At 41.1% G+C, this 25,020-nt stretch carries 16 protein-coding genes; 13 read left to right on the top strand and 3 right to left on the bottom strand.

The window, feature by feature from the left end; genetic code table 11:
* Positions 1 to 123 precede the first annotated feature (123 nt).
* The gene (locus tag DB729_RS02070; RefSeq protein ID WP_109289635.1) at positions 124 to 2,016 is read left to right on the top strand and encodes a DUF2207 domain-containing protein; all 1,893 of its coding nucleotides are present in this window, start codon (positions 124 to 126) and stop codon (positions 2,014 to 2,016) included.
* Positions 2,017 to 2,077: 61 nt separating this feature from the next.
* Positions 2,078 to 2,923, top strand: a complete 846-nt coding sequence (locus tag DB729_RS02065; RefSeq protein ID WP_033583860.1) for an undecaprenyl-diphosphate phosphatase — start codon at positions 2,078 to 2,080, stop codon at positions 2,921 to 2,923.
* A 33-nt stretch (positions 2,924 to 2,956) separates the two neighbouring features.
* Here the strand turns inward: DB729_RS02065 and dinB are convergent, their stop codons facing one another.
* Complete coding sequence (gene dinB / locus DB729_RS02060; protein ID WP_109289636.1) at positions 2,957 to 4,018, bottom strand: DNA polymerase IV; 1,062 nt, start codon at positions 4,016 to 4,018, stop codon at positions 2,957 to 2,959.
* Between the two features lie 232 nt (positions 4,019 to 4,250).
* Between dinB and pflB the strand changes: the two genes are divergently transcribed.
* The 3 genes from pflB to DB729_RS02045 all read left to right on the top strand — a co-directional run bounded on the left by pflB (position 4,251) and on the right by DB729_RS02045 (position 12,490).
* Positions 4,251 to 6,566 (top strand): formate C-acetyltransferase, encoded by a 2,316-nt coding sequence (gene pflB / locus DB729_RS02055; protein ID WP_033583856.1) that lies wholly within the window; start codon positions 4,251 to 4,253, stop codon positions 6,564 to 6,566.
* 318 nt (positions 6,567 to 6,884) lie between these two features.
* Positions 6,885 to 9,932 (top strand): Spy0128 family protein, encoded by a 3,048-nt coding sequence (locus DB729_RS02050; protein ID WP_109289637.1) that lies wholly within the window; start codon positions 6,885 to 6,887, stop codon positions 9,930 to 9,932.
* A 452-nt stretch (positions 9,933 to 10,384) separates the two neighbouring features.
* On the top strand, positions 10,385 to 12,490 hold the full coding sequence (locus DB729_RS02045) for an ATP-dependent Clp protease ATP-binding subunit (protein ID WP_109289638.1): 2,106 nt from the start codon (positions 10,385 to 10,387) through the stop codon (positions 12,488 to 12,490).
* A gap of 58 nt (positions 12,491 to 12,548) precedes the next feature.
* Here DB729_RS02045 and DB729_RS02040 read toward each other — a convergent pair whose 3' ends face one another.
* Positions 12,549 to 13,031, bottom strand: a complete 483-nt coding sequence (locus DB729_RS02040; protein WP_000032557.1) for an S-ribosylhomocysteine lyase — start codon at positions 13,029 to 13,031, stop codon at positions 12,549 to 12,551.
* A 286-nt stretch (positions 13,032 to 13,317) separates the two neighbouring features.
* Here DB729_RS02040 and DB729_RS02035 point away from each other — a divergent pair, with 286 nt between their 5' ends.
* Genes DB729_RS02035 through DB729_RS02015 form a run of 5 tightly spaced genes read left to right on the top strand, consistent with a single transcriptional unit; the run spans position 13,318 to position 17,246 of the window.
* Positions 13,318 to 14,025 carry an ABC transporter ATP-binding protein gene (locus DB729_RS02035; RefSeq protein WP_033583850.1) on the top strand — a complete coding sequence of 236 codons (708 nt, stop codon included), beginning with the start codon at positions 13,318 to 13,320 and terminating at the stop codon, positions 14,023 to 14,025.
* A gap of 1 nt (position 14,026) precedes the next feature.
* Positions 14,027 to 14,815: a lantibiotic ABC transporter permease gene (locus tag DB729_RS02030; RefSeq protein ID WP_109289639.1), complete on the top strand. Its 789-nt coding sequence runs from the start codon at positions 14,027 to 14,029 to the stop codon at positions 14,813 to 14,815.
* Positions 14,815 to 15,537, top strand: coding sequence for a lantibiotic ABC transporter permease (locus tag DB729_RS02025; RefSeq protein WP_109289640.1), 723 nt, complete (start codon positions 14,815 to 14,817; stop codon positions 15,535 to 15,537). Before DB729_RS02030 ends, DB729_RS02025 begins: the two co-directional genes overlap by 1 nt.
* A gap of 12 nt (positions 15,538 to 15,549) precedes the next feature.
* Entirely contained in the window at positions 15,550 to 16,248 is a 699-nt protein-coding gene (locus tag DB729_RS02020; RefSeq protein WP_109289641.1) for a response regulator transcription factor, read from the top strand.
* A complete protein-coding gene (locus DB729_RS02015) occupies positions 16,215 to 17,246 on the top strand; it encodes a sensor histidine kinase (protein ID WP_109289642.1) in 1,032 nt (343 codons plus the stop codon). The genes DB729_RS02020 and DB729_RS02015 overlap by 34 nt, the downstream gene beginning before the upstream one ends.
* A gap of 134 nt (positions 17,247 to 17,380) precedes the next feature.
* Here DB729_RS02015 and DB729_RS02010 read toward each other — a convergent pair whose 3' ends face one another.
* Complete coding sequence (locus tag DB729_RS02010; protein ID WP_109289643.1) at positions 17,381 to 18,865, bottom strand: DUF1846 domain-containing protein; 1,485 nt, start codon at positions 18,863 to 18,865, stop codon at positions 17,381 to 17,383.
* Positions 18,866 to 19,017: 152 nt separating this feature from the next.
* On the opposite strand from DB729_RS02010, the gene DB729_RS02005 reads away from it, so the two are divergent.
* From DB729_RS02005 to DB729_RS01995, 3 genes are all read left to right on the top strand, one after another.
* Positions 19,018 to 20,628, top strand: coding sequence for a glycoside hydrolase family 13 protein (locus DB729_RS02005; RefSeq protein WP_109289644.1), 1,611 nt, complete (start codon positions 19,018 to 19,020; stop codon positions 20,626 to 20,628).
* A gap of 168 nt (positions 20,629 to 20,796) precedes the next feature.
* Positions 20,797 to 22,764, top strand: coding sequence for a peptide ABC transporter substrate-binding protein (locus tag DB729_RS02000; RefSeq protein WP_109289645.1), 1,968 nt, complete (start codon positions 20,797 to 20,799; stop codon positions 22,762 to 22,764).
* 147 nt (positions 22,765 to 22,911) lie between these two features.
* Positions 22,912 to 24,873, top strand: a complete 1,962-nt coding sequence (locus tag DB729_RS01995) for a peptide ABC transporter substrate-binding protein (RefSeq protein ID WP_109289646.1) — start codon at positions 22,912 to 22,914, stop codon at positions 24,871 to 24,873.
* Positions 24,874 to 25,020: the final 147 nt, after the last annotated feature.

Raw genomic sequence — 25,020 nt, 5'->3', positions numbered from 1 at the left:
CCTATTTCTAGTCTAAAAATGACTTCTCTCTATTGTATCTAAAAATGGTGAGATTTTCAATACAAGTAAGCCTTTACTTATAAAAAATGATATAATGGTGAAAAGATTGAAAGGGAATCAATTATGAAAAAAAGATGGTTGGTGACTTTGGTATTTGCTTGTTTATTATTTATACCGAGCCTAGTTTTTGCAGTAGACTTTGATATCTTATCCTATCAGGGTGATTTGAATATTCATGCAGATAATACGGCAGAATTTAGGGAGAAAGTAGTCTATTATTTTAATGAAGACTTTAATGGACAACTAGTAGGACTTGGCCGTTCTGGTAAGATGCCAAAGGGCTTTGAAATAGATCCCAGTCCGAAGGTTCAGGTATGGAAAAATGCTAGCGCCATTGAGAATGTCAATAGTGAAGTGATAGAAGAATCGGAAGGTTATACTGTAAAAGTGTATAATCCAGGCCAAGAAGGGGATACCGTTGAAGTGGTAATCACATGGCAACTAAAAAACCTCCTATTTCTATATGATGATATCGCGGAACTTAATTGGCAACCCTTGACGGATAGTTCAGAACCTATCGAAAATTTTGAGTTTCGGGTAACGGGCTTTAATGGAGCTGAAAAACTTTTCTTTCATACAGGGAAACTCTTTACAGAGGGCAAGGTAGAGAAGACAGGTGGTGGTTATCGTGTTCATTTGCAGAACCTACCTCGTCAGCGTGGAGTTGAATTGCATGCCTATTGGCCTAGAAAAGATTTTGAAACTGCTTTGGATCAGGGATTGAAGGGCAATCGTTTAGCAGAATTTGAAAAAATAGAGGAATCCATTACTGCTGAAAAAGCTCAGAGTAAAGCTCTGGTTACGTGGGTCATCCCTTTGCTACTCTCGCTTTCTTTAGTCTTTAGTGTTATTTTCTACTGCATTTATAGAAGAAAAACCTCCCCATCGAAGAAATATGCCAAAAATCACCGTCTCTATGAACCGCCAATGGACTTAGAACCGATGGTTTTATCGGAAGCTGTTTACTCCACTTCTTTAGAGGAAGTCAGTCCCTTGACCAAAGGAGGAGGGAAGTTCACCTTTGACCAACTCGTTCAGGCAACTTTATTGGATGTGATCGACCGTGGAAATGTTTCAATCATCTCAAATGGAGATGAAGTTCGTTTAAAAGCCGTAAAAGAAAAGGGATTGGCAAGTTTTGAAAAGGATTGCCTTAATTTGGCCTTTTCAGGAAGAGAAGAAGTGCTTGTTTCAGATTTGTTTGCAGATTACCAAGTGTCAACTAGTCTTTACCAAGGTGCAAAAGCAGCTGATGAAAAACGAATTCAGAAAACAGGACGTAAACTTAAGTCGTCTTTTGAGCAAGCTCTGAAGCAGATGCAGGATGGAGTGAGAAAGCGGGTTTCCTCTTTGCAACTTCCAGATTATTATCGTTCACTGAGTAATGGAGAAAAAATCCTGCGATTGACGATAGGTGTCTTTACGATTTTACCTGCTTTCGTTGGTTTTGGCTGGTTCTTGTATAGTTTGGATGCTCACGGGTATCTTTCTCTGCCACTTCCTATCCTTGGGTTTGTGGGCTTGATGTTAGCTGCCGTCTATTATTGGACGACCCGATTTGATACTCGTGATGGTGTTTTAAATGAAGATGGACTAGAAGCATACTATCTCTGGACTAGTTTTGAAAACATGCTTCGCGATATCGCCCATCTAGACAAGGCAGTATTAGAAAGTATTGTTGTTTGGAATCGTCTCCTTGTTTATGCTACTTTATTTGGTTATGCGGACAAGGTGAGCCATTTGATGAGATCTTATCAGATTCAGGTCGAGAACCCAGATATCAATCTTTATGTAGCTTATGGCTGGCACAATATGTTTTACCATTCAACTGCTCAAATGAGCCACTATGCTAGTATTGCAAATACAGCAAGCAATTACTCCGTATCTTCTGGAAGTGGTTCTTCGGGTGGAGGATTCTCAGGAGGCGGAGGCGGTGGTAGCATCGGCGCCTTCTAGAAAAAATCTATCGCAGAATCCGAAATTATGCTATAATAGAGGACAGAAAAAGGAGTAATACATGTATCTTATTGAAATTTTGAAGTCGATCTTTTTTGGGATTGTTGAAGGAATTACAGAATGGTTGCCCATTTCAAGTACGGGTCACTTGATCTTGGTTGAAGAATTTGTACAATACAAGGACCAAAATGAAGCCTTCATGTCCATGTTTAATGTTGTTATTCAGCTCGGTGCTATCTTAGCGGTTATGGTGATTTACTTTAACAAGCTCAATCCCTTCAAACCTGGTAAAAATAAGGCAGAAGTCCGTCGAACTTGGCAATTGTGGTCAAAAGTCCTCGTTGCGACCTTGCCTTTATTGCTAGTTTTTAAGCTGGATGATTGGTTTGATACTCATTTTCACAATATGGTATCAGTTGCGATCATGTTGATTATTTATGGGGTTGCCTTTATCTATCTTGAAAAACGGAACAAGGCACAAGCTATTGAACCAACAGTTACAGAACTTGAAAAGCTTCCCTACAAGACAGCTCTCTATATCGGACTTTTCCAAGTCCTCGCCCTCTTCCCAGGAACGAGCCGTTCAGGTGCGACGATTGTCGGTGGTTTGTTAAATGGAACGAGTCGCTCAGTCGTAACAGAGTTTACCTTCTACCTCGGAATTCCTGTTATGTTTGGGGCTAGTGCTTTAAAAATTTTCAAATTTATAAAAGCAGGTCAACTCTTGAGTTTTGGACAACTGTTCTTGCTTTTGGTTGCTATGGGAGTAGCCTTCGCGGTCAGCATGGTTGCTATTCGCTTCTTGACCAGCTATGTGAAGAAGCACGACTTTACACTCTTTGGTAAATACCGTATCGTACTCGGTAGTGTCTTGTTGCTCTATAGTTTTGTGCGTTTATTTGTATAAGAAAAAGCTTGAGGGAATCTTCCTTCAAGCTTTTTAAAATCCTGTTACTGTAATTCCTAGTAGACGAACGCCTTTTTCTTTTTCAGCTAGTTCTTCGTAGAGTTGAAGGGCAGTTTGAGAAATCTGACTAGCGTCCTGTGTTGCTTGTGGGAGGCTTTTTCGTCTAGTTAGAGTAGAGAAGTCAGCATATCGTATTTTAAGGATAATGATTTTTCCAGCTTTTTCCTGCGTGCTGAGATTGTGAGCTACCTTTTCTGAGAGAAGAGTCAGCTCTTTTTTGATGTCTTCTTCTACTTGCAGGATTTTTCCGTAGGTTTTTTCCTTGCCAATGGACTTACGAATGCGATCGGACTTGACCGGTGAGTTATGAATGCCTCTTGCCTTTCGATAAAGGTCAAAACCGAGTCTGCCGAACCGATCGATTAAAGTGACTTCAGAAACGTCCAATAAGTCTGCACCAGTATAAATGCCCATTCCATGAAGGCGTTCAACTGTTTTTTTGCCCACACCGTGAAATTTAGCAATGTCCATTTGTTTGAGAAAGTCTTGGGCTTGATCTGGGAGAATCACTGTCAAACCATGTGGTTTTTGATAGTCACTAGCCATCTTAGCTAGGAATTTGTTATAAGAAACACCTGCAGAAGCAGTCAGGTGTAGTTCCTGCCAGATATCCTCTTGGATAAGGCGGGCTATTTTGACGGCCGACTTGATACCAAGTTTATTTTCCGTCACATCTAAGTAAGCCTCGTCAATACTCATAGGTTCAATCAAATCTGTATAGCGTTTAAAAATAGCTCGAATCTCAAGCCCCACTGCCTTATACTTTTCATAATTTCCAGAGATAAAGACAGCTTGGGGACAGCGTTCATAAGCTTCTTTAGAACTCATGGCTGAATGAACACCAAAAGCTCGTGCTTCATAGCTACAGGTAGAAACGACACCACGCCCACCTGTTTGTCTGGGGTCACTTCCGATAATGACAGGTTTGCCCTTTAATTTGGGATTATCTCTGATTTCCACCGCAGCAAAAAAGGCATCCATGTCGATATGGATGATTTTTCTGGACAGATCATTTATCAATGGAAATATGAGCATTCCAATCCCTTTCTAGTGTCATTTTCTATTTATTATACCCTTTTTTCTGAAAAAATGGGAAAGTTCAACCCGACTTTCAAAAATATAATACAGATAAGAACAAAAAAGAGACTGTATTATAAAAGAAAGCGTCTAAAATGCCGATTTTCTCTTGTTGAAATCGGTTACTGTATGGTATACTTGTCTCAAGAATGTAACAGATGACTGTTACTAGAAAAAAGAGGACATTAACATGGTTGTTAAGACAGTTGTTGAAGCACAAGATATTTTTGATAAAGCTTGGGAAGGCTTCAAAGGCGTAGATTGGAAAGAAAAAGCAAGTATTTCTCGCTTCGTTCAAGCTAACTACACACCTTACGATGGAGATGAAAGTTTCCTTGCTGGACCAACAGAACGTTCACTTCACATCAAAAAAATCGTAGAAGAAACAAAAGCACATTACGAAGAAACTCGTTTCCCAATGGACACTCGTCCAACATCTATTGCTGATATTCCTGCTGGATTTATCGACAAAGAAAACGAATTGATTTTTGGTATCCAAAACGATGAACTCTTCAAATTGAACTTCATGCCAAAAGGTGGTATCCGTATGGCTGAAACTACTTTAAAAGAAAATGGATACGAACCAGATCCAGCTGTTCACGAAATCTTCACAAAATACGTAACAACAGTTAACGACGGTATTTTCCGCGCTTACACTTCAAACATCCGTCGTGCTCGTCACGCTCACACTGTAACTGGTCTTCCAGATGCCTACTCTCGTGGACGTATCATTGGTGTTTACGCACGTCTTGCTCTTTACGGTGCAGATTATTTGATGCAAGAAAAAGTAAACGATTGGAATGCAATTAAAGAAATTGATGAAGAAACAATCCGTCTTCGCGAAGAAGTAAACCTTCAATACCAAGCATTGCAACAAGTTGTTCGCTTGGGTGACCTTTACGGTGTTGACGTTCGCAAACCAGCGATGAACGTCAAAGAAGCGATCCAATGGGTGAACATCGCCTTCATGGCTGTCTGCCGTGTTATCAATGGTGCTGCAACATCTCTAGGACGTGTGCCAATCGTACTCGATATCTTTGCAGAACGTGACCTTGCTCGTGGTACATTTACTGAATCAGAAATCCAAGAATTCGTTGATGATTTCGTTATGAAACTTCGTACAGTTAAATTTGCTCGTACAAAAGCTTATGACCAATTGTACTCAGGTGACCCAACCTTCATCACAACTTCTATGGCTGGTATGGGTAACGACGGTCGTCACCGTGTTACTAAGATGGACTACCGTTTCTTGAATACTCTTGACAATATCGGTAACTCTCCAGAACCAAACTTGACAGTTCTTTGGACTGACAAATTACCTTATAGCTTCCGTCGTTACTGTATGCACATGAGCCACAAACACTCTTCAATCCAATATGAAGGTGTTACAACAATGGCTAAAGACGGATACGGTGAAATGAGCTGTATCTCATGTTGTGTATCTCCACTTGACCCAGAAAATGAAGAACAACGTCACAACATCCAGTACTTCGGTGCTCGTGTTAACGTATTGAAAGCCCTTCTTACTGGTTTGAACGGTGGTTACGACGATGTTCACAAAGACTACAAGGTATTTGACATCGAACCAATCCGTGACGAAGTTCTTGAATTCGAATCAGTTAAAGCTAACTTTGAAAAATCTCTTGACTGGTTGACTGACACTTACGTAGATGCTTTGAACATCATCCACTACATGACTGATAAGTACAACTACGAAGCTGTTCAAATGGCCTTCTTGCCAACTAAACAACGTGCAAACATGGGATTCGGTATCTGTGGATTTGCCAACACTGTTGATACATTGTCAGCAATCAAATACGCTACCGTTAAACCAATCCGTGATGAGGATGGCTACATCTACGATTACGAAACAATCGGTGAATACCCACGTTGGGGTGAAGATGACCCACGCTCAAACGAATTGGCAGAATGGTTGATCGAAGCTTACACAACTCGTCTACGTAGCCACAAACTCTACAAGAACGCAGAAGCCACAGTATCACTTTTGACCATCACATCTAACGTTGCTTACTCTAAACAAACTGGTAACTCACCAGTCCACAAAGGCGTATACCTCAACGAAGATGGTTCTGTGAACTTGTCTAAACTTGAATTCTTCTCACCAGGTGCTAACCCATCTAACAAAGCTAAAGGTGGATGGTTGCAAAACTTGAACTCACTTGCTAGCCTAGACTTTGGTTACGCAGCTGACGGTATCTCATTGACAACTCAAGTTTCTCCACGTGCTCTTGGTAAAACTCGTGACGAACAAGTGGACAACTTGGTAACAATCCTTGATGGTTACTTCGAAAACGGTGGACAACACTGTAACTTGAACGTAATGGACTTGAAAGATGTTTATGACAAGATTATGAATGGCGAAGATGTCATCGTTCGTATCTCAGGATACTGTGTAAACACTAAATACCTCACTCCAGAACAAAAAACTGAATTGACACAACGTGTCTTCCACGAAGTTCTTTCAATGGATGACGCATTGAGCTAAGATTCAATTAGAATGGAAAAAAAGCTAGTCTATAGGACTGGCTTTTTTCTATATCTAAAAGATAAATTTTCGACATATCATATGAAAAATACTAAGAGATTTTGTTAATTCTGGTGACAATGTGTTGAAATTCGAGAGAATAATATAATAAAATCTTATAAAAATATATTTTCTAGTTATTAAACTTGAATAGATTGTATTGAGATGTTATAATATAATGGATAAACTCTAGTTAGTGATAGGGGTTGTCAAAATGGTATGATGTAATCTCTTAGGGAGATTAGAAATAAAAATTTCATATAGAAAAGAGGAGAAGAGATGTCGAAAAGCAAAGCGTTAAACATGCTTTCTAAATTTTCTGCGTTAGCTTTTGCTATTTTAGGTCTAGCATCTGTTTTGATAGGCATTGTTAAAGCAGATAATCCTGTTTCAAAAGAATTGACACAAGTAATTACAGGTATTGATCTGTTAGATGCTTCAGATACTAAGCAAAATGTGAGTTCAGAAGGAGATTTCTCGCTTCGTACGAATTTAGCATATAAGCTTCGCGTGACGTTCGATCTCAAGCAGTACAATGAGAACTTGAATAACGGGGATTATTTTACTTTTGATATTCCGGCTCCCATGACGGTTTATAATGGTAATCAGGAGTTGATTGATCCGGTTACTCAAGTAGCTATAGGAGAGGCAGTAGTCACATCAAATGGTAATGACCAAGGTGGCAAGGCAAAGATAACCTTGAAGAACCTGGATAAATACTTGGCTAAAACTGGAGGAGACAAAGTAAAGGATGTATTTGGTAACTTTTCTGCATCATTTAGATTCTTAAAGGATCAAAATAAAACTCCAATTAATTTTAATTCTTCTTCAATGAAGCAAGAAATTAAACATGTTTATAGTTCGAAAACGATTTCAGGTCCTAAAGTTGGGACTGAGAACTATGCAAAGGCAGGGGGTCAGGCATCACGTGACAATTGGACTTCTGAAAAATTAGCAGCTATTGGATCAGTTAGCAAAGGAGATGCTGTTTCAAACTGGAGGGTACGTGTAAATACGGAAAAACAAGATTTTGGACAGAACATTGTTCTACACGATACGATTCCAAACGACGATACATCCTATACTCCTGCTCAATACATACCAGAAACTTTGAGAGTTTACAGGGCGGATATTACTGGTGGAACGTCCGCTGTTCCTGATGATGCTGTATTATTATCTGAGGGAAAAGAATATACGGTTGATTGGAATGAAAACTATACTTCATTTGATATAACCTTTAAAGATGGAACGACATCTTACTTTGTTACTTACAGTACTACCACTCCGAATGATGGTACTAAAGTAGCAAATATCGCAGCCTTGTCTCTGGCAGACGGAACAAAATTGGCTCAAAATACAAGTCGTCCAGGAGCTCTTAGCATGAAAGCAGAAGCGACTTCCTTGATTTCAGGGACTATCGTAGCTTCTACAGCTTACCAAATTAAGATTAATAAGACAGATGCCTTCACTCTTGCACCTGTTCCAGGAGCAGTTTATACTGTAACTGCAACAGATGATGCAAGTGAAACAACAGAAGTGACTACAAATGAAAAAGGAGTAGCACTGACTAAAACTTATGATCAGAAATGGGAAGGTAAAACTTTCAAGATTAAAGAGAAGACAGCTCCAGCTGGTTATAAGCTAGATGAGAAAGAGTATACAGTTAAACTCGGAGCAGCAGGTTCTACTATTAATCTTAAAGATGAACCAGTTCCAGCTGTATTCAATGTGACTGCTAAGAAAGTGGTAGAAGGTCGTACAGATAAACTTCCTAAAGCAGATGAGTTTACTTTCAACCTATACACAGCAGAGAACTTGAAGACTCCAGTAGCTACAGCGAAATCAAAAGCTGACGGAACGATTACCTTTGAGAATATTGAGTTGAAAGGTGCGGGAACTTATCGCTACATCATCAAAGAAGATACTTCAAAAGCAATCGATGGTATCACATTTGATGAGGAAGGCAAGGAAGTTACTGTAACAGCAGCATTCCAAGGTGGCGTATTGAAAGCTTCTGTTACTTCAGCAGAACCAACTTTCACTAACACATATAAAGCTGCTCCAACAAATGCGACAATCAAAGCAACTAAGAAGATTATAGGTAAAGAGCTTGTAGCTGATGCTTATACTTTCGAATTGAAAGAAAAAGATGCAGTTGTAGCTACAGCTAATAACACTGCTTCAGGCGAAGTTGTCTTCAAGGTTACCTACACAGAGGCAGGAGAGCACACTTACACTATTACTGAAAAAGCAGGAACAGAAGCAGGTGTGACTTACTCAACTGAATCCCACACAGTTAAAGTGAACGTAGTGGATAACGGCCAAGGTCAATTGGTTGCGACTGTAGAAGATGCGGATGCAGAACGTGTCTTCACTAATATCTATACAGCACCAGTACCAACAGCTACATCAGCAACACTTGAGTTTACGAAAGAATTGACTGGTCGTGCCTTGGTTGATGGTGAATTCCAATTTGAATTGTATGAAGGTACAAAACTAGTTGATACAAAAACAAACCAAGCTGGAAAAGTAACATTTAAAGCAATCAACTATGATGCAGAAGGTGTTCATACTTATACTGTAAAAGAAGTGAATGCCGGAGCAACTGGTATTACTTACGACACAGAAAAGACTGCAGTGGTAACAGTAACCAAAGATGCAGCAACAAATGCCTTGAAGGCAACTGTTGAATACCCAGCAGGTAGTGTCTTCACGAATAGCTTTAAAGCACCAGCAGTAGAAGCTACGATTGAAGCAACTAAGAAACTTGAAGGTAAAGAACTTGCGGCTGATGCTTATACTTTCGAATTGAAAGAAAATGGTGCAGTTGTAGCGGAAACTAAGAACACTGCCGAAGGTAAAGTAGCCTTTGTTCGTTCATTCGAAGAAGCAGGTACTCACACTTATACCTTGATTGAAAAAGTTGGTACTGAAGAGGGTATTGAATACGATAAGACTGAGCATACTGTAACAGTCACTGTAGTTGCGGATGGTCAAGGTCTCTTGACTGCGACTGTCTCATATGCAGATGGTAAAGCAGTTGTATTTACAAATAAATACACTGTTCCAAATCCAACACCGGATCCAAACCCAACACCAAATCCAACACCAAATCCAAACCCAACACCGGATCCAAACTCAACACCGGATCCAGATCCAAATAAACCAGGAGAAAAAGAGGAACCAAACCCAACACCTCCAGCTACGGAGACTAAAGGTAAAGCTGAACTTCCAAAAACAGGTGAAGCAACATCTATCTTCTCAGCAATTGGATTTGTAGTCTTGGCATTGAGTGGACTGGTATTCTTCGTAAAACGTAAAGCTTAAGCTTTCGTAGAAGAAACATGAAACTTGGTAAGTGAGAATTCTACTTCTCTCTTAAACCTGATAGAGAAAGTCTCTAGAAAATTCGTTTTCTAGGGGCTTTTTTGTACTTCAAAATAATTTTTTAAAAATAGTCAAATTTGGTCAAAAAAGTTATTGACTTTTACTGACCAAAGTGGTATAGTAGAAACATAAGGAAAATGACTTCCTTAGAAAAACTCATTTTCAATGACTCTATTTCTTGAAAATGTATAATAGATACCCTAGAAAGGGGTGAGGCCTATGTTAAATCTAACAGACTTTGAAAAGAAAATGATAAAAGGCTTATTTAAAAAAGAAAAACCAGAAGTTATTCTTAGGGTAGCAAGTTAGCTAGTCTAAAATTTTTAAAACAAAGGTCAAAGATAGTCAATATCAGAGATCGCATCTAATTAAGAATAAACGAGGTAAAGAATATGAACAACAACTTTAATAACTTTAACAACATGGATGATTTATTTAACCAATTGATGGGTGGTATGCGAGGATACAGTTCTGAAAACCGTCGCTACTTGATTAATGGACGTGAAGTGACGCCTGAGGAATTTGCTCACTATCGTGCAACTGGTCAATTACCAGGAAATGCAGAATCTGATGCGCAAATACAACAACACGCTTCAGGTATGAAACAAGACGGTGTCCTTGCTAAACTAGGTCGTAACTTGACAGCGGAAGCTCGTGAGGGCAAGTTGGATCCTGTTATCGGACGAAACAAGGAAATTCAAGAAACATCTGAAATCCTCTCACGTCGTACGAAAAATAATCCTGTTCTGGTCGGAGATGCAGGTGTTGGTAAGACAGCCGTTGTCGAAGGTCTAGCACAAGCCATTGTGAACGGAGATGTTCCAGCTGCTATTAAGAACAAGGAAATCATTTCCATTGACATCTCAGGTCTTGAGGCTGGTACTCAATACCGTGGTAGCTTTGAAGAAAACGTTCAAAATCTAATCAATGAAGTAAAAGAAGCAGGGAATATTATCCTCTTCTTTGATGAAATTCACCAAATCCTTGGCGCTGGCTCAATCGGAGGAGACAGTGGTTCTAAAGGGCTTGCGGACATTCTCAAGCCAGCTCTCTCTCGAGGTGAGTTGACCGTTATTGGGGCAACGACTCAAGACGAATACCGTAACACCATCTTGAAAAATGCAGCTCTTGCTCGTCGTTTCAACGAAGTGAAGGTCAATGCTCCTTCAGCAGAGGATACCTTTAAAATCCTTCAAGGGATTCGTGATCTCTATCAACAACACCACAATGTCATTTTGCCAGACGAAGTCTTGAAAGCAGCAGTTGATTATTCTGTCCAATACATTCCTCAACGTAGCTTGCCAGATAAGGCTATCGACCTTGTCGATGTAACGGCTGCTCACTTGGCAGCTCAACATCCTGTAACAGATGTGCATGCTGTTGAACGTGAAATTGAGGCAGAAAAAGACAAGCAAGAAAAAGCAGTTGAGGCAGAAGACTTTGAAGCAGCTCTTAATGCCAAAACACGCATTGCAGAATTGGAGAAAAAAATCGAAAACCACACAGAAGACATGAAAGTGACTGCAAGTGTCAACGATGTGGCTGAATCTGTGGAACGAATGACAGGTATTCCAGTGTCACAAATGGGAGCATCAGACATCGAACGTTTGAAGGATATGGCTCATCGCTTGGAACACAAGGTTATCGGCCAAGATAAGGCAGTAGAAGCTGTAGCTCGTGCTATCCGTCGTAACCGAGCAGGATTTGATGAAGGCAATCGTCCAATCGGTAGCTTCCTCTTTGTAGGGCCTACTGGGGTTGGTAAGACAGAGCTTGCTAAGCAGTTGGCATTGGATATGTTTGGGACTAAGGATGCGATCATCCGTTTGGATATGTCTGAATACAGTGACCGCACAGCCGTTTCTAAGCTAATCGGTACAACAGCAGGTTATGTGGGGTATGATGATAATAGCAATACCTTGACAGAACGTGTTCGTCGCAATCCTTACTCTATCATTCTCTTGGACGAAATTGAAAAGGCTGATCCTCAAGTAATCACCCTTCTCCTCCAAGTATTGGATGACGGTCGTTTAACTGATGGTCAAGGAAATACAGTGAACTTCAAGAACACTGTCATTATCGCAACATCAAATGCTGGATTTGGCTATGAAGCCAACTTGACAGAAGATGCGGACAAACCAGAATTGATGGATCGTTTGAAACCATACTTCCGTCCAGAATTCCTCAATCGCTTTAACGCAGTTATCGAGTTCTCACACTTGAATAAGGAAGACCTTTCTAAGATTGTGGACTTGATGTTGGCGGAAGTCAACCAAACTTTGGCTAAGAAAGACATTGATTTGGAAGTTAGTCAAGCAGCTAAGGACTTTATCACAGAAGAAGGCTATGATGAAGTTATGGGTGTTCGTCCGCTCCGCCGCGTGGTTGAACAACAAATTCGTGATAAAGTAACAGACTTCCACTTGGATCATCTAGATGCCAAACATTTGGAAGCAGACATGGAAGATGGCGTTTTGGTCATTCGTGAAAAAGCCTAACTCAAGATTTTGAGAATAAAAAAGAAGGAACTAGCTAAAAGCTGGTTCCTTTTTGTGTTTAGATAACATGACGCTCAAAGGCATCATCTGAGATTCCTTGTTCCAGGATGAGTTTCGCCCATTCTTTAGCTGAAAAGAGGCTGTGGTCCTTGTAGTTTCCGCAAGATTCGATGGTTGTTCCAGGGACATCTTCCCAAGTAGTGGTTTCAGCAATTTCCTTGAGCGAATCCTTGATAACGGCCGCAATTTCAGCGCTAGTATGGCGTCCCCACATAATCATGTGGAAGCCTGTGCGGCAACCAAATGGTGAGCAGTCAATCATGCCGTCAATGCGGGTACGGATGAGTTTTGCCAAGAGGTGTTCGATAGTGTGAAGGCCAGCGGTAGGGATAGAGTCCTCATTTGGCTGTACCAAGCGAATATCAAAGTTGGAGATGACATCTCCCTTTGGCCCTGTTTCTTCCCCAATCAAGCGAACATAGGGTGCTTTAACAATAGTGTGGTCAAGTTCAAAACTTTCAACAATAACTTCTTTTGACATGGTAGTTCCTTTCAGTTTTCTTTTTTCATTATATCATAAAGGGTGCTGTTGATGGAGTTTGATAAATAACTTTTTGAGACTAGAATGATAATAAAGTCTCTATACATAAACCTCAGAATTATAAAAAAGAATGGAGTAAAGGAAAAGAAAAACTGAGTTCTTTCTAATGAAGCTAGAGCGACTTTTGAAAAGTGGATCAACTTTTTCTGAAATTTCTGTTTAATCTCTGAACTAATTCTGAACTAGATTGGGTATACTGGAGAAAATAAAGATAAAGGAGTTCAGTATGGAACATATGGTGAAAATAGAAGGCGTCTGCAAAAAGCATGGCAGCAAGCAGATTTTAGAAGATATTTCTTTTACAGCTAGAAGCGGTCGGATTACAGCTTTTCTAGGCCCAAATGGTGCAGGGAAAAGTTCGACCTTGAGGATTCTCTTGGGGTTAGATTGGGCGACAGCAGGAACTGCGACTTTTGATGGACAAACCTATCAGTCAATGATTTATCCTCTCAAAACAGTAGGTGCAGCTTTTGACGGTATTGGAGGTCTGCCAAATAGAAAGGTTTACGACCATCTGCATATTATTGCTGCAAGTAATGCTATTCCGAAGTTTCGGATTGATGAGGTATTGGATATGACTGGGATCGCTCATAAGAAAAAGGATTTCTTATCAAGCCTGTCTCTGGGGGAAGGTCAACGCTTGGGTTTGGCAGCAGCTTTGCTGGGTGATCCTCAGTTTCTTATATTAGATGAGCCGACTAATGGGCTGGATCCAAGTGGGATTAAGTGGTTTAGAAAGTTCATCCGTCAGCAGGTTGATTTAGGGAAAACGGTACTTCTATCTTCCCATATCCTATCAGAGGTGCAAATGGTGACAGATGATGTGGTCTTGATTCATCATGGGCGAATTATTGAGCAAGGACGATTGGAAGAGGTGCTGCAAGATTCAGACAGTCTAGAAGATCTCTTCTTTGATTTGACAGAGGAGGTTTAAGATGAAAGAAACGATGTCCTTATTGCATTCAGAATGGTTGAAAATCCGATCAATCAAGGCTTTCAAAGTGAGTGTGGCCCTCATGCTGCTATTGGTGCCTGTCGTATCCTGGTTGGAGGGCCGACAGTATCTGTCTATCGGCTTGGATGCTACGCCTGAGACGGTTCCTAATCTGATAAACGCCATTGATCCGCTGGAATATCTAGGTCTCAACGGGGCTTCTATGGCGGTCATGGTTTTGGTCATTTTAGCTGGAATTTTGGGAGCTATGGAATTTCAGTCTCATAGCTTGAGAACCAGTCTTTTAACCTGTAATAACCGCCTGAAGCTGCTTGTGGGGAAACTCATGACCTTTACTTGCTTTTCTCTTGCCACTAGCTTTTTATCAATCTACTTTAGTTATATGGTCATGCATCTCGCTTTAGGAAAGGAAGGACTTGATCCGATTCTGCTCAATCAGGCAGCTTGGAGTTTGATTTTGTGGAAAACCTTATCTCTGACCTTATTGGGAATCCTTTCGTTTTTGTTAGGTTTATTGGCTCGGACCATGCCAGTTCCTCTGCTTTTTCTCGTACCACAGATCTATAATCTTGGAAACTACCTGGCAGCTCACACGAGTTGGGGGACTTATTTGCCACAGCCAGCAGGAGAGTTGTTTGCTGCAACGCCAACTTCCCAATATGCTAACAATCCCTTGCAAGGGCTGTTGATACTTGGTGCATGGTTGCTAGTCATCGGCGGCATGGCTTCTCTGCGCTTTTTGAAGACGGATTTAGGAGGGCGATACTGATGATAAAAGCTCTGCTTAGAAGTGAATGGATTAAGTTCCGTTCTTATTATCTCGCTCTTGGTGCAGCCTTAGTGGCTATGGTAGCTGTTCCATTTTTTCTGATGAATCTTGACTACAGTCAGACAGCAGTTGGTCAGACGAAGGCTCTGAGCGAGGTTTTGCATGCCCTCTATCTGGCGCAGCCTGTCATCGTCATCTTTACTTCTCTCTATTTTGCCCAGGAGTTTGTCAAGTCTGGGATGCGAACGAATTTTCTAACCGTATCAAATAGAAAGGCTTGGTTGGCTGGGAAATTCCTTTTTCTGGACTTGCTGCTCTTGGTTCTCTACAGTGTCATGATAGGCAGCTGTTTCCTTGTTATGCTGGCTCGTTTTGACCTAGACTTTAGCTGGTCCTTGCTAGAGAAATTCCTCTATTACAGCTCTTTTGGTCTTCTCAGCAATCTTTTTCTGGCTTTTTTAACTGCTGGCCTCGCTTTGCTATTTCAATCTTGGGTTGTGCCGGTGTCGGTGCTCTTTCCTCTCTTGGTTGGCCTCAGCCGTTTATTGGCGACTTTCATCAAAGAAGCAAAATACCTGCCCGATCTGGCTACGCTAAATCTTTTTGAGTATGAAGGACTTCAGCATTCAATAGATCTCTCAGGGCTGGGAATACAGCTGTTATGGTTAGCTTTGGTTTGGAGCTCTGCTATATTCTTAACCTTGAAACGAGATGTTCGCTAGAGGTATGCTATAATGGAAATCATGAGACAGTATCGTATTTTGGTGGTTGATGACGACCAGAGCATTTTGAAGCTGGTGAAAAACGTCCTAGAGCTCGATGCTTATGATGTGGCGACGCTTGATCGTATAGAAGACCTAGATCTGATGCATTTTGTCGGATATGACTTGATTCTGCTGGATGTGATGATGGAGCCTGTTAATGGTTTTGAGCTGTGTTCCTACATTCGTCCTCATCTTTCGTGTCCAATCATCTTTCTGACGGCTAAGGAATTGGAGGCGGACAAGGTGGAAGGGCTCTTTCGCGGAGCAGATGACTATATTGTTAAGCCTTTTGGGACCAAAGAATTGCTGGCGCGTGTCAGAGCTCATCTTCGGCGGGAGGAAAGACGTGAGGAGCGATACTCTGAAATTGCTTCTTGTCAATTTTATCCAGAGCGCTATGAAGTTGCCTGTTTTGGTAAAGTCTTGAAATTTTCAGAGCGTGAGTTTAAGTTACTGCATTTACTTGCTAGCAATCCCAAGCAGACCTTCTCAGCTGAACGCCTGCATACCTTGCTTTACCCAGAAAGCTCAGAAACACAGCTTCGCTCCATCTCAGAATACGTATATCAGATTCGCCAAAAATGCAAACAAGAAGGGCTGCAAGCAATCGCAACAGTGAGAGGAGTAGGCTATAGATGGCAATTAGAACCCGAAATTTCAAAAGCCTAGTCTGGACAACCAGTTTAAAGATCGTCTTTTTTCATGTTTTGATTTTTGTGCTTATAGGTTATGAATTTACGCAAGGAAGTGATCACGTTCTTTTCACCTTGTTCTTTTGGGCAGGGAGCTTGCTGCTGATTACTTTTTATCATATTTTGAAATTGCTCCGAAAAATCGACAGGGAAATAAAAATGCTAAAGAGCGAGAAGCTTTTAGAAGAAAATCAAAGCCAGTTTTTTCGGATTGAGGAAATGCTAGAAGTCTATAGCGATTTACGGAGCAGCCACCAAGAAAATGCTCGTCTTCTAGAAAAAGAGCAGCAGCATAATCAGGAGTTGATATTACAGCTATCAGCGACATCGCACGATTTGAAGACGCCCCTAACTGTGATTAAGGGGAATGCTGAGCTTTTGGAGTTGGCGCAGTTGGGCCAGCCTCAGGCAGACTATGCTGCTGAGATTTTGCAGGCTAGTCACAAGATGGAAGAGTATTGTGGCTCTTTGATTGATTACGCTAAGACTTTTCAGATTGATGCTAATCAGTTCAGTCAGCTTTCCTTAGAGGACTTTTTGGCTTATCTCCAGGACGATTGGGCACTGTTCAGCAAACAGGAAAGCTATCGTTTTTCTCTCCAAGAAGATTGTGAGCTTAGTCTGATTTTATCAATTCATTTGGGTTATCTCAAGCGAGCTTTGCTCAATATTTTACTGAATGCGCTTGAACATGCTAATCAGGACCAAAAGGAAGTGAAGCTGATGGTATCAGTGCAGCAGGACCAGTTGGTTTTTGCTATCTGGAACAACGGTCCAGCATTTTCAGAGGAGATGCTGCTGGGAGCGGAACAGCTCTTTTATCAGAGTGACCAAAGCCGCAATTCAGCTAATCCCCATCATGGAATCGGCTTAGCCTTTTCTAAACAGGTAGCTCTCTTGCACGGTGGTCGTCTGACCCTGCTCAATCCAGACCAAGGAGGAGCCTGTGTCGAGTTGACAATTTCATTGAAATAAATGAGGATGGAAGATTATAAAAACGCATAATACCAAGTGCCCAAAAGACTTGATATTATGCGTTTGATTTTTTTATTATGTAAAGATTTACTGGATTTTTCTCTCAAATTGAGTTTTTGTCCAGCCTTGTTTATTTACTTACGATACAGGCGATCGTATTGGTAGAATGGGTCAAAGGTTACGTTGATACCTAGTTTGCGAAGGACATTCTTGTCTTCATCGGTCAAGATGATGGTTGAGTGGGCTTCGCTTCCTTTGAGGTTACCAAGTTCTTCCATGGCACGCGCAGCATCTGGATTTTCCATAGCTGTGATGGCTAGCGCAATCAAAATTTCATTTGAGTGGAGGCGAGGATTGCGGCTACCTAGGTGATCGATTTTAAGACCTTGAATTGGTTTGACGACTTCAGGTTCGATTAGTTTCACTTCCTTAGCGATATCAGCTGATTTTTTGATGGCATTGATTAAGGCGGCAGCTGTAGGACCAAAGAGTTCAGAGTTTTTACCAGTCACGACTTCCCCGCTTGGCAATTCAAGGGCTAGGGCAGGACCACCAGTTTCTTCTGCTTTTTGGCGTGCAGCAACAGCAACCTTACGGTCTGCAGGAGTGATACCGAGGTCGTTCATGAGCAGTTCAATTTTCTTGACAGCAGTTTCTCCGACTTTTTCAGCTTTAAAATCAAGTACAGTCTGATAGTAGCGACGGATGATTTCTTGTTTAGAGGCTTCGATAGCAGCCTCATTATCTGTAATAGCGAAGCCAACCATGTTGACACCCATGTCTGTTGGAGAAGCGTATGGAGATTTGCCGAGGATGCGCTCTAACATGCGCTTGAGCACTGGGAAAATTTCGATATCACGGTTGTAGTTGACAGTGGTTTCTCCATAGGTTTGGAGATGGAAAGGGTCAATCATATTGACATCGTCAAGGTCTGCGGTGGCAGCCTCATAGGCCAAGTTGACTGGATGATGAAGGGGCAGGTTCCAGACTGGGAAGGTTTCAAACTTAGCGTAACCAGACTTGATTCCATTGAGTTGGTCGTGGTACATGTTGGACATACAAGTGGCCAATTTTCCAGAACCAGGTCCAGGAGCGGTTACGACAATCAAGTTGCGACTGGTTCTGATGTAGTCGTTTTTCCCCATACCTTCTGGAGAAATGATGTGGTCCATATCAGTCGGATATCCTTTGATTGGGTAATGAAGATAAGAATCAATTCCGTTTTTATCTAACTGGTTGCGGAAGGCATCTGCAGCTGGTTGGCCAGCGTATTGTGTGATGACAACCGAACCAACAAAAATTCCCAGCTCATTGAATTTGTCAATCAAACGGAGAACTTCTTGGTCATAAGAAATGCCCAGGTCGCCACGCGCTTTAGAATGCTCGATGTTGCTTGCGTTAATGGCGATCACAACCTCAACCTGCTCTTTCAATTCTTGCAAGAGCTTGATTTTGTTGTCAGGCTCATAACCAGGAAGAACGCGAGCAGCGTGGAAATCTTCTAACATTTTGCCACCAAACTCCAAATAGAGTTTGCCGTCAAATTGGTTAATGCGCTCCAAAATGTGGTCGCGCTGTAGATTCAGATATTGTTCAGAACTAAAAGCTTGTTTTTTCATTTTTTTACCTCTGACCTCTATTATAATAAAAAAATGGGAGTTAGGAAACTACGGAGCTAAAAAAGAAATCAAAAAGATTAGGCAAACGCTTGCACTAAGTTTAAAAAAGCGCTATCATAGACTATAGATTATTAAAATAATGAGGTAAACAGATGCAAGAAAAATGGTGGCACAATGCCGTAGTCTATCAAGTCTATCCAAAGAGTTTCATGGACAGTAACGGAGATGGGATTGGTGATTTGCCAGGAATTACTAGTAAGTTAGACTACCTAGCTAAGTTAGGAATTACAGCGATTTGGCTTTCTCCCGTTTATGACAGTCCTATGGATGATAATGGCTATGATATTGCTGATTATCAAGCGATTGCAGCTATTTTTGGGACTATGGAGGATATGGACCAACTCATCGCAGAAGCTAAGAAGCGCGATATTCGAATTATCATGGACTTGGTGGTCAATCATACCTCGGATGAGCATGCTTGGTTTGTCGAGGCCTGTGAAAATCCTGATAGCCCCGAGCGTGACTACTATATCTGGCGGGATGAGCCCAACGATTTGGATTCCATCTTTAGTGGATCTGCTTGGGAATACGATGAAAAGTCAGGTCAATACTATCTCCATTTTTTCAGTAAGAAACAGCCTGATCTCAACTGGGAGAACGAAAAACTTCGCCAGAAAATTTACGAGATGATGAACTTCTGGATTGATAAAGGTATTGGTGGTTTCCGTATGGATGTCATTGATATGATTGGCAAGATTCCTGATGAGAAAGTAGTTAATAATGGTCCTATGCTCCACCCCTATCTCAAGGAGATGAACCAAGCCACCTTTGGAGACAAGAATCTCCTGACAGTAGGAGAGACCTGGGGAGCAACGCCAGAGATTGCTAAGCTTTACTCGGATCCAAAGGGACAAGAATTGTCAATGGTCTTCCAGTTTGAACACATCTGTCTTCAATATCAGGAAGGGCAACCTAAGTGGCACTACCAAAAAGAGTTAAATGTAGGGAAATTAAAAGAGATTTTTAACAAATGGCAGACAGAGTTGGGAGTTGAAGACGGCTGGAATTCCCTCTTTTGGAACAACCATGACCTTCCTCGCATCGTCTCTATCTGGGGAAATGACCAAGAATACCGTGAAAAATCCGCCCAAGCCTTTGCAATCTTGCTTCATCTCATGAGAGGGACTCCTTATATCTACCAGGGTGAGGAGATTGGGATGACCAACTATCCGTTTGAAACCCTGGATCAAGTAGAAGATATTGAATCCCTCAACTATGCGCGTGAAGCTCTTGAAAAAGGCGTTCCGATAGAAGAAATCATGGATAGTATCCGTGTCATCGGTCGTGACAATGCCCGTACTCCAATGCAATGGGATGAGAGTAAAAACGCTGGCTTCTCAACAGGTCAACCGTGGTTGGCAGTTAATCCAAACTACGAAGAAATCAACGTTCAAGAAGCACTGGCAAATCCAGATTCTATTTTCTATATTTATCAAAAACTCGTTCAAATCCGCAAGGAAAACAGTTGGCTGATTCGCGCTGACTTTGAATTGCTTGATACAGCTGACAAGATCTTTGCTTATATCCGTAAGGACGGTGACCGTCGTTTCTTAGTTGTGACTAACTTGTCCAATGAAAAACAAAACTTTTCAGTAGAAGGAAAAGTTAAATCTGTCTTGATTGAAAACACTACTGCTAAAGAAGCAGTTGAAAAACAAATCTTGGCACCATGGGATGCTTTCTGTGTGGAACTAACGGATTAAAATAAGGGAACCTCAAGCTTTTGTAGCTTGGGGCCTTTTTAGTAAAAATTATGTAGAAAAGTCTTTAAAAATATTTGTTAGAATTTTCTAAAAAATCTGTCGAAAGCCCTTGCTTTTATGAAAAAATAGGGTATAATGGTGAAAATACTATCTTAAAGGAGATTACTTATGAGATCGAAAAAGTGGCTCTTAGGAGCAGGTGCCGTCCTAAGCACAGCCCTTCTTTTAACTGCTTGTGGGAAAAGTGAAAAGAAGGCTGATGCGCCCAAGACATTCTCTTATGTCTATGCTATGGATCCATCATCTTTGGACTACAGTGTGACGAGCAAGAGTTCAACTTCTGATGTTATAGCGAACGTTGTCGATGGCCTTTTGGAAAATGATAAGTATGGAAACTTAATTCCATCACTTGCAGAAGACTGGTCTGTTTCTAAAGATGGCTTGACCTATACCTACAAACTTCGTAAGGGTGTAAAATGGTATACTTCTGAGGGAGAAGAGTATGCTGAAGTCAAGGCTCAGGATTTTGTTACTGGTCTAAAACACGCAGCTGATGGAAAATCAGATGGTCTTACTTTGATTCAAGATTCTATCAAAGGATTGGCTGCCTACATCAGTGGAGAAAGCAATGACTTTTCTACTGTAGGAGTCAAGGCTGTTGACGATTATACGGTAGAATACACGCTCAACAAACCAGAAAGTTTCTGGAACTCTAAGGTCACAACTGCAACCATGCTTCCAGTTAATGAAGAATTTTTGAATTCTAAAGGGAGCGACTACGGTGCACCAACCCCATCAGGTATCCTATATAATGGTCCTTATTTCTTGAAATCATTGACTTCAAAATCAGCCATTGAATATGAAAAGAATCCAAATTACTGGGATAAGGACAACGTTAAGATTGACAATGTCAAACTAACTTTCTACGATGGGTCTGACCAAGAATCTTTGATTCGTAGCTTTACACAAGGTGCCTATACAACAGCTCGTCTCTTCCCAACAAGCTCAAACTTTGAGTCAACTAAAAAAGAGTATGGCGATAAGATTGTCTACAGTCCACAAGAAGCGACAAGCTACTACCTCACTGTTAACGTAAATCGCCAGTCTTATAATAAAACGGCTAAAACAGACGAAGCTCAAAAAACTTCAACGAAAGAAGCTCTTCTCAACAAGAACTTCCGTCAGGCACTGAACTTTGCTCTTGATCGTCACTCTTATACTGCTCAGTTGAATGGTGAAGAAGGTGCGGACAAGATTATCCGTAATAGCCTAGTGCCTCATGACTACGTTCAAGTAGGTGAAAAAACTTTTGGAGAGTTGGCTCAGGCAGAGCTCGTTTCATATGGAGACCAGTGGAAAGATGTAGCTCTTACAGATGGCAAGGATACGATTTACAGCCCTGAAAAGGCTAAGGCAGCCTTTGCTAAAGCCAAGGAAGAATTGCAGGGCAAAGGGGTTACCTTCCCAATTCATTTGGATATCCCGGTTGAACAAACAGATGTAATCGCCGTTCAGCAAACCAACTCACTCAAGCAGTCTATCGAATCATCACTTGGTACTGAAAATGTCATTGTCGATGTCCTTCAAATGACCGATAATGAGAAAATGAGCATTACATCTCAAGCCAAGGTTCCATCCCAAAAAGACTATGACTTGAACGGAACTGGTTGGGGACCAGACTATCAAGACCCAGCTACCTACCTCAACATTCTCGATGCCAAGAAGGGTTCAGCCCTTAAACACTTGGGGATCACTCGCGGAAAAGATCCAGAAGTGATGGCTCAAGTTGGACTGGACGAATACAAGAAACTCTTGGATGATGCTGCAGCTGAAACCAGCGACCTTAATAAGCGTTATGAAAAATACGCTAAAGCTCAAGCTTGGGTGTCTGATAGCTCACTCTTGATTCCGGTTGCCTCTTCAGGTGGTTCTCCAACGGTTAGCCGTACCGTACCATTCACAAAAGCATACTCTCAAGTCGGAATCAAGGGAGACCCATTTGTGTTCAAAGGTTTGGAGTTGCAAAATGACGTTGTGACTGCAAAAGAATACGAAGAAGCCTTCAAGAAATGGCAACAAGAAAAAATCGAAACAAATGCAAAATACCAAAAAGAACTTGAAAAACACGTCAAGTAATCTATAAACAGAAAAGGAAGTTGCAGGAAACTGTGCTTCCTTTTTTGTTTTGAGACACCAGTTGTCATAAAAGCAGCAACTTTACATTTTTGAATAAATTTGATAAAATATGGTTATGTTATAAAAAGTGACATAAAGGAGTGGATGATGATTAAACTGAAAAAAAGACTAATCGGGACAGGTCTTGTCTTAGCGACAGGGATTTTGCTCTCGGCATGTGGGCAGTCCAACACAGATACTAGCACTTATTCATCAACATTTAGTGCGAATCCAACAACTTTTAACTATCTTCTAGATTATTATGCAGATAACACTGCCGTTATTACCAATCTCGTAGATGGTTTGTTAGAAAATGACAGCTATGGGAACCTCGTACCTGCTCTTGCGGAGGATTGGTCTGTTTCATCAGATGGTTTGACCTATACCTACAAGCTCAGAAAAGATGCCAAATGGTATACAGCTGATGGTGAGGAATATGCATCAGTCAAGGCTCAGGATTTTGTCACTGGGATCAAATATGCCGCGGACAACAAGGGGCAAGCCATGGATCTGATCCAAAATTCAATCAAGGGATTGAATGACTATGTGACGGGTGTGACCAATGACTTTTCAACTGTTGGTGTCAAAGCATTGGATGATTACACAGTCGAGTACACCTTGACTCGACCAGAGCCGTACTGGAATTCAAAGACAACCAATAGTATTCTTTTTCCAGTTAACGAAGAGTTCTTGAAATCAAAGGATAAGGATTTTGGTACCTTGACACCAGACAGTATCCTTTATAATGGTCCGTATTTGTTAAAAGATTTCACATCAAAATCTTCGATCGAATATGTGAAGAATCCACACTATTATGACCATGATAAAGTGACCATTGAAAAAGTTAAGTTAGCCTACTTTGATGGGTCAGATCAGGAGATGACCATTCGAAACTTTGAAAATGGCGCCTACTCAATTGCGGGAGTCTATCCAAATAGTTCGAACTATGCTAAGACAAAAGAAAAATACCAAGACAATATCGTTTATAGCTTACAAGACAAGACATCTTGGTACTTTAACTTTAACGTCAACCGCAAAACCTATAATCATACCGCTAAAACAACGGATGAACAAAAGAAATCAGCTCAAACAGCTATCTTAAATAAAAACTTCCGTCAGGCTATCAACTTCGGTATTGATCGAACAGCCTACTCTGCTCAATCTAACGGTGAAGAAGCAGCAAGCAAGACCCTTCGTAATACTCTAGTTCCACCAACATTTGTCCAGGTGGGAGATAAGACCTTTGGAGAAGTGACAGCTTCTAAACTTGTAAACTATGGAACTGAGTGGGCAGGTATCAATTTGGCGGATGCTCAAGATGCTTACTTCAACAAGGAAAAGGCCCAAGCAAAATTTGCAGAAGCTAAAAAGGAATTGGAAGCCCAAGGCGTGACTTTCCCAATCCATTTGGATGTTCCTGTTGATCAGACGAATAAAAATGCGGTTTCTGGTATGAACTCGGTTAAGCAAACCCTTGAAACAGTACTAGGTTCTGACAATATCGTCATTGATGTTCAACAGCTTTCTACAGATGACTTTGGAAATGTTGCCTTCCTAGCACCAAATCCAGCAGCTCGTGACTACGACCTAAACTTTGATGGTTGGGTTGGTGATTACCAGGATCCATCAACTTATCTAGACCCCTTCAATGCTGAAACCGGCTTCTATCTCAAGATTTTTGGCCTTGATGCCAAGGAAGACCAAGAACTCATTAAGAGTCTAGGGTTAGATACCTATACACAACTCCTGAAAGAAGCAGATGCCGAGAATAAAGATGTCGCTAAGCGTTATGAAAAATACGCTGAAGCTCAAGCTTGGATGATTGACAATTCTCTAGTCATGTCTGCTATGTCAAATGGTGGTACAGCCTCTGTAACCAAAGTAACTCCGTTTACACGTGCCTACTCCCTAGTAGGTATCAAGGGTGACGGAAATAATTACAAGTACATGAGATTGCAAAAAGACCCTGTTACCAAGAAACAATTTGATGAAGCCAAGGCTAAGTGGGAAGAAGAAAGTAAAAAAGCTATCGAAAAGAGCCAAAAAGAGTTTGAAAATCATATCAAATAAAAACAGAAATGGGGTCCCATAATAAGGGGCCTTGTTTTTGTTTTATCAAGGATTCCGTTAATGGAAGTCATAAATTCAAAATATAGCTAAGAAAAAATGAATGAAAACGCTGATATTAGCAGGAATGGATGGAATTTCTTTCATGAT

The sequence above is a fragment of the Streptococcus halitosis genome (assembly GCF_003143695.2).
In the GTDB taxonomy this organism is placed as follows: Bacteria; Bacillota; Bacilli; order Lactobacillales; family Streptococcaceae; genus Streptococcus; species Streptococcus halitosis.
Note: the sequence above shows the minus strand (reverse complement) of the source record. Positions and strands in the feature narration are given on the sequence as shown.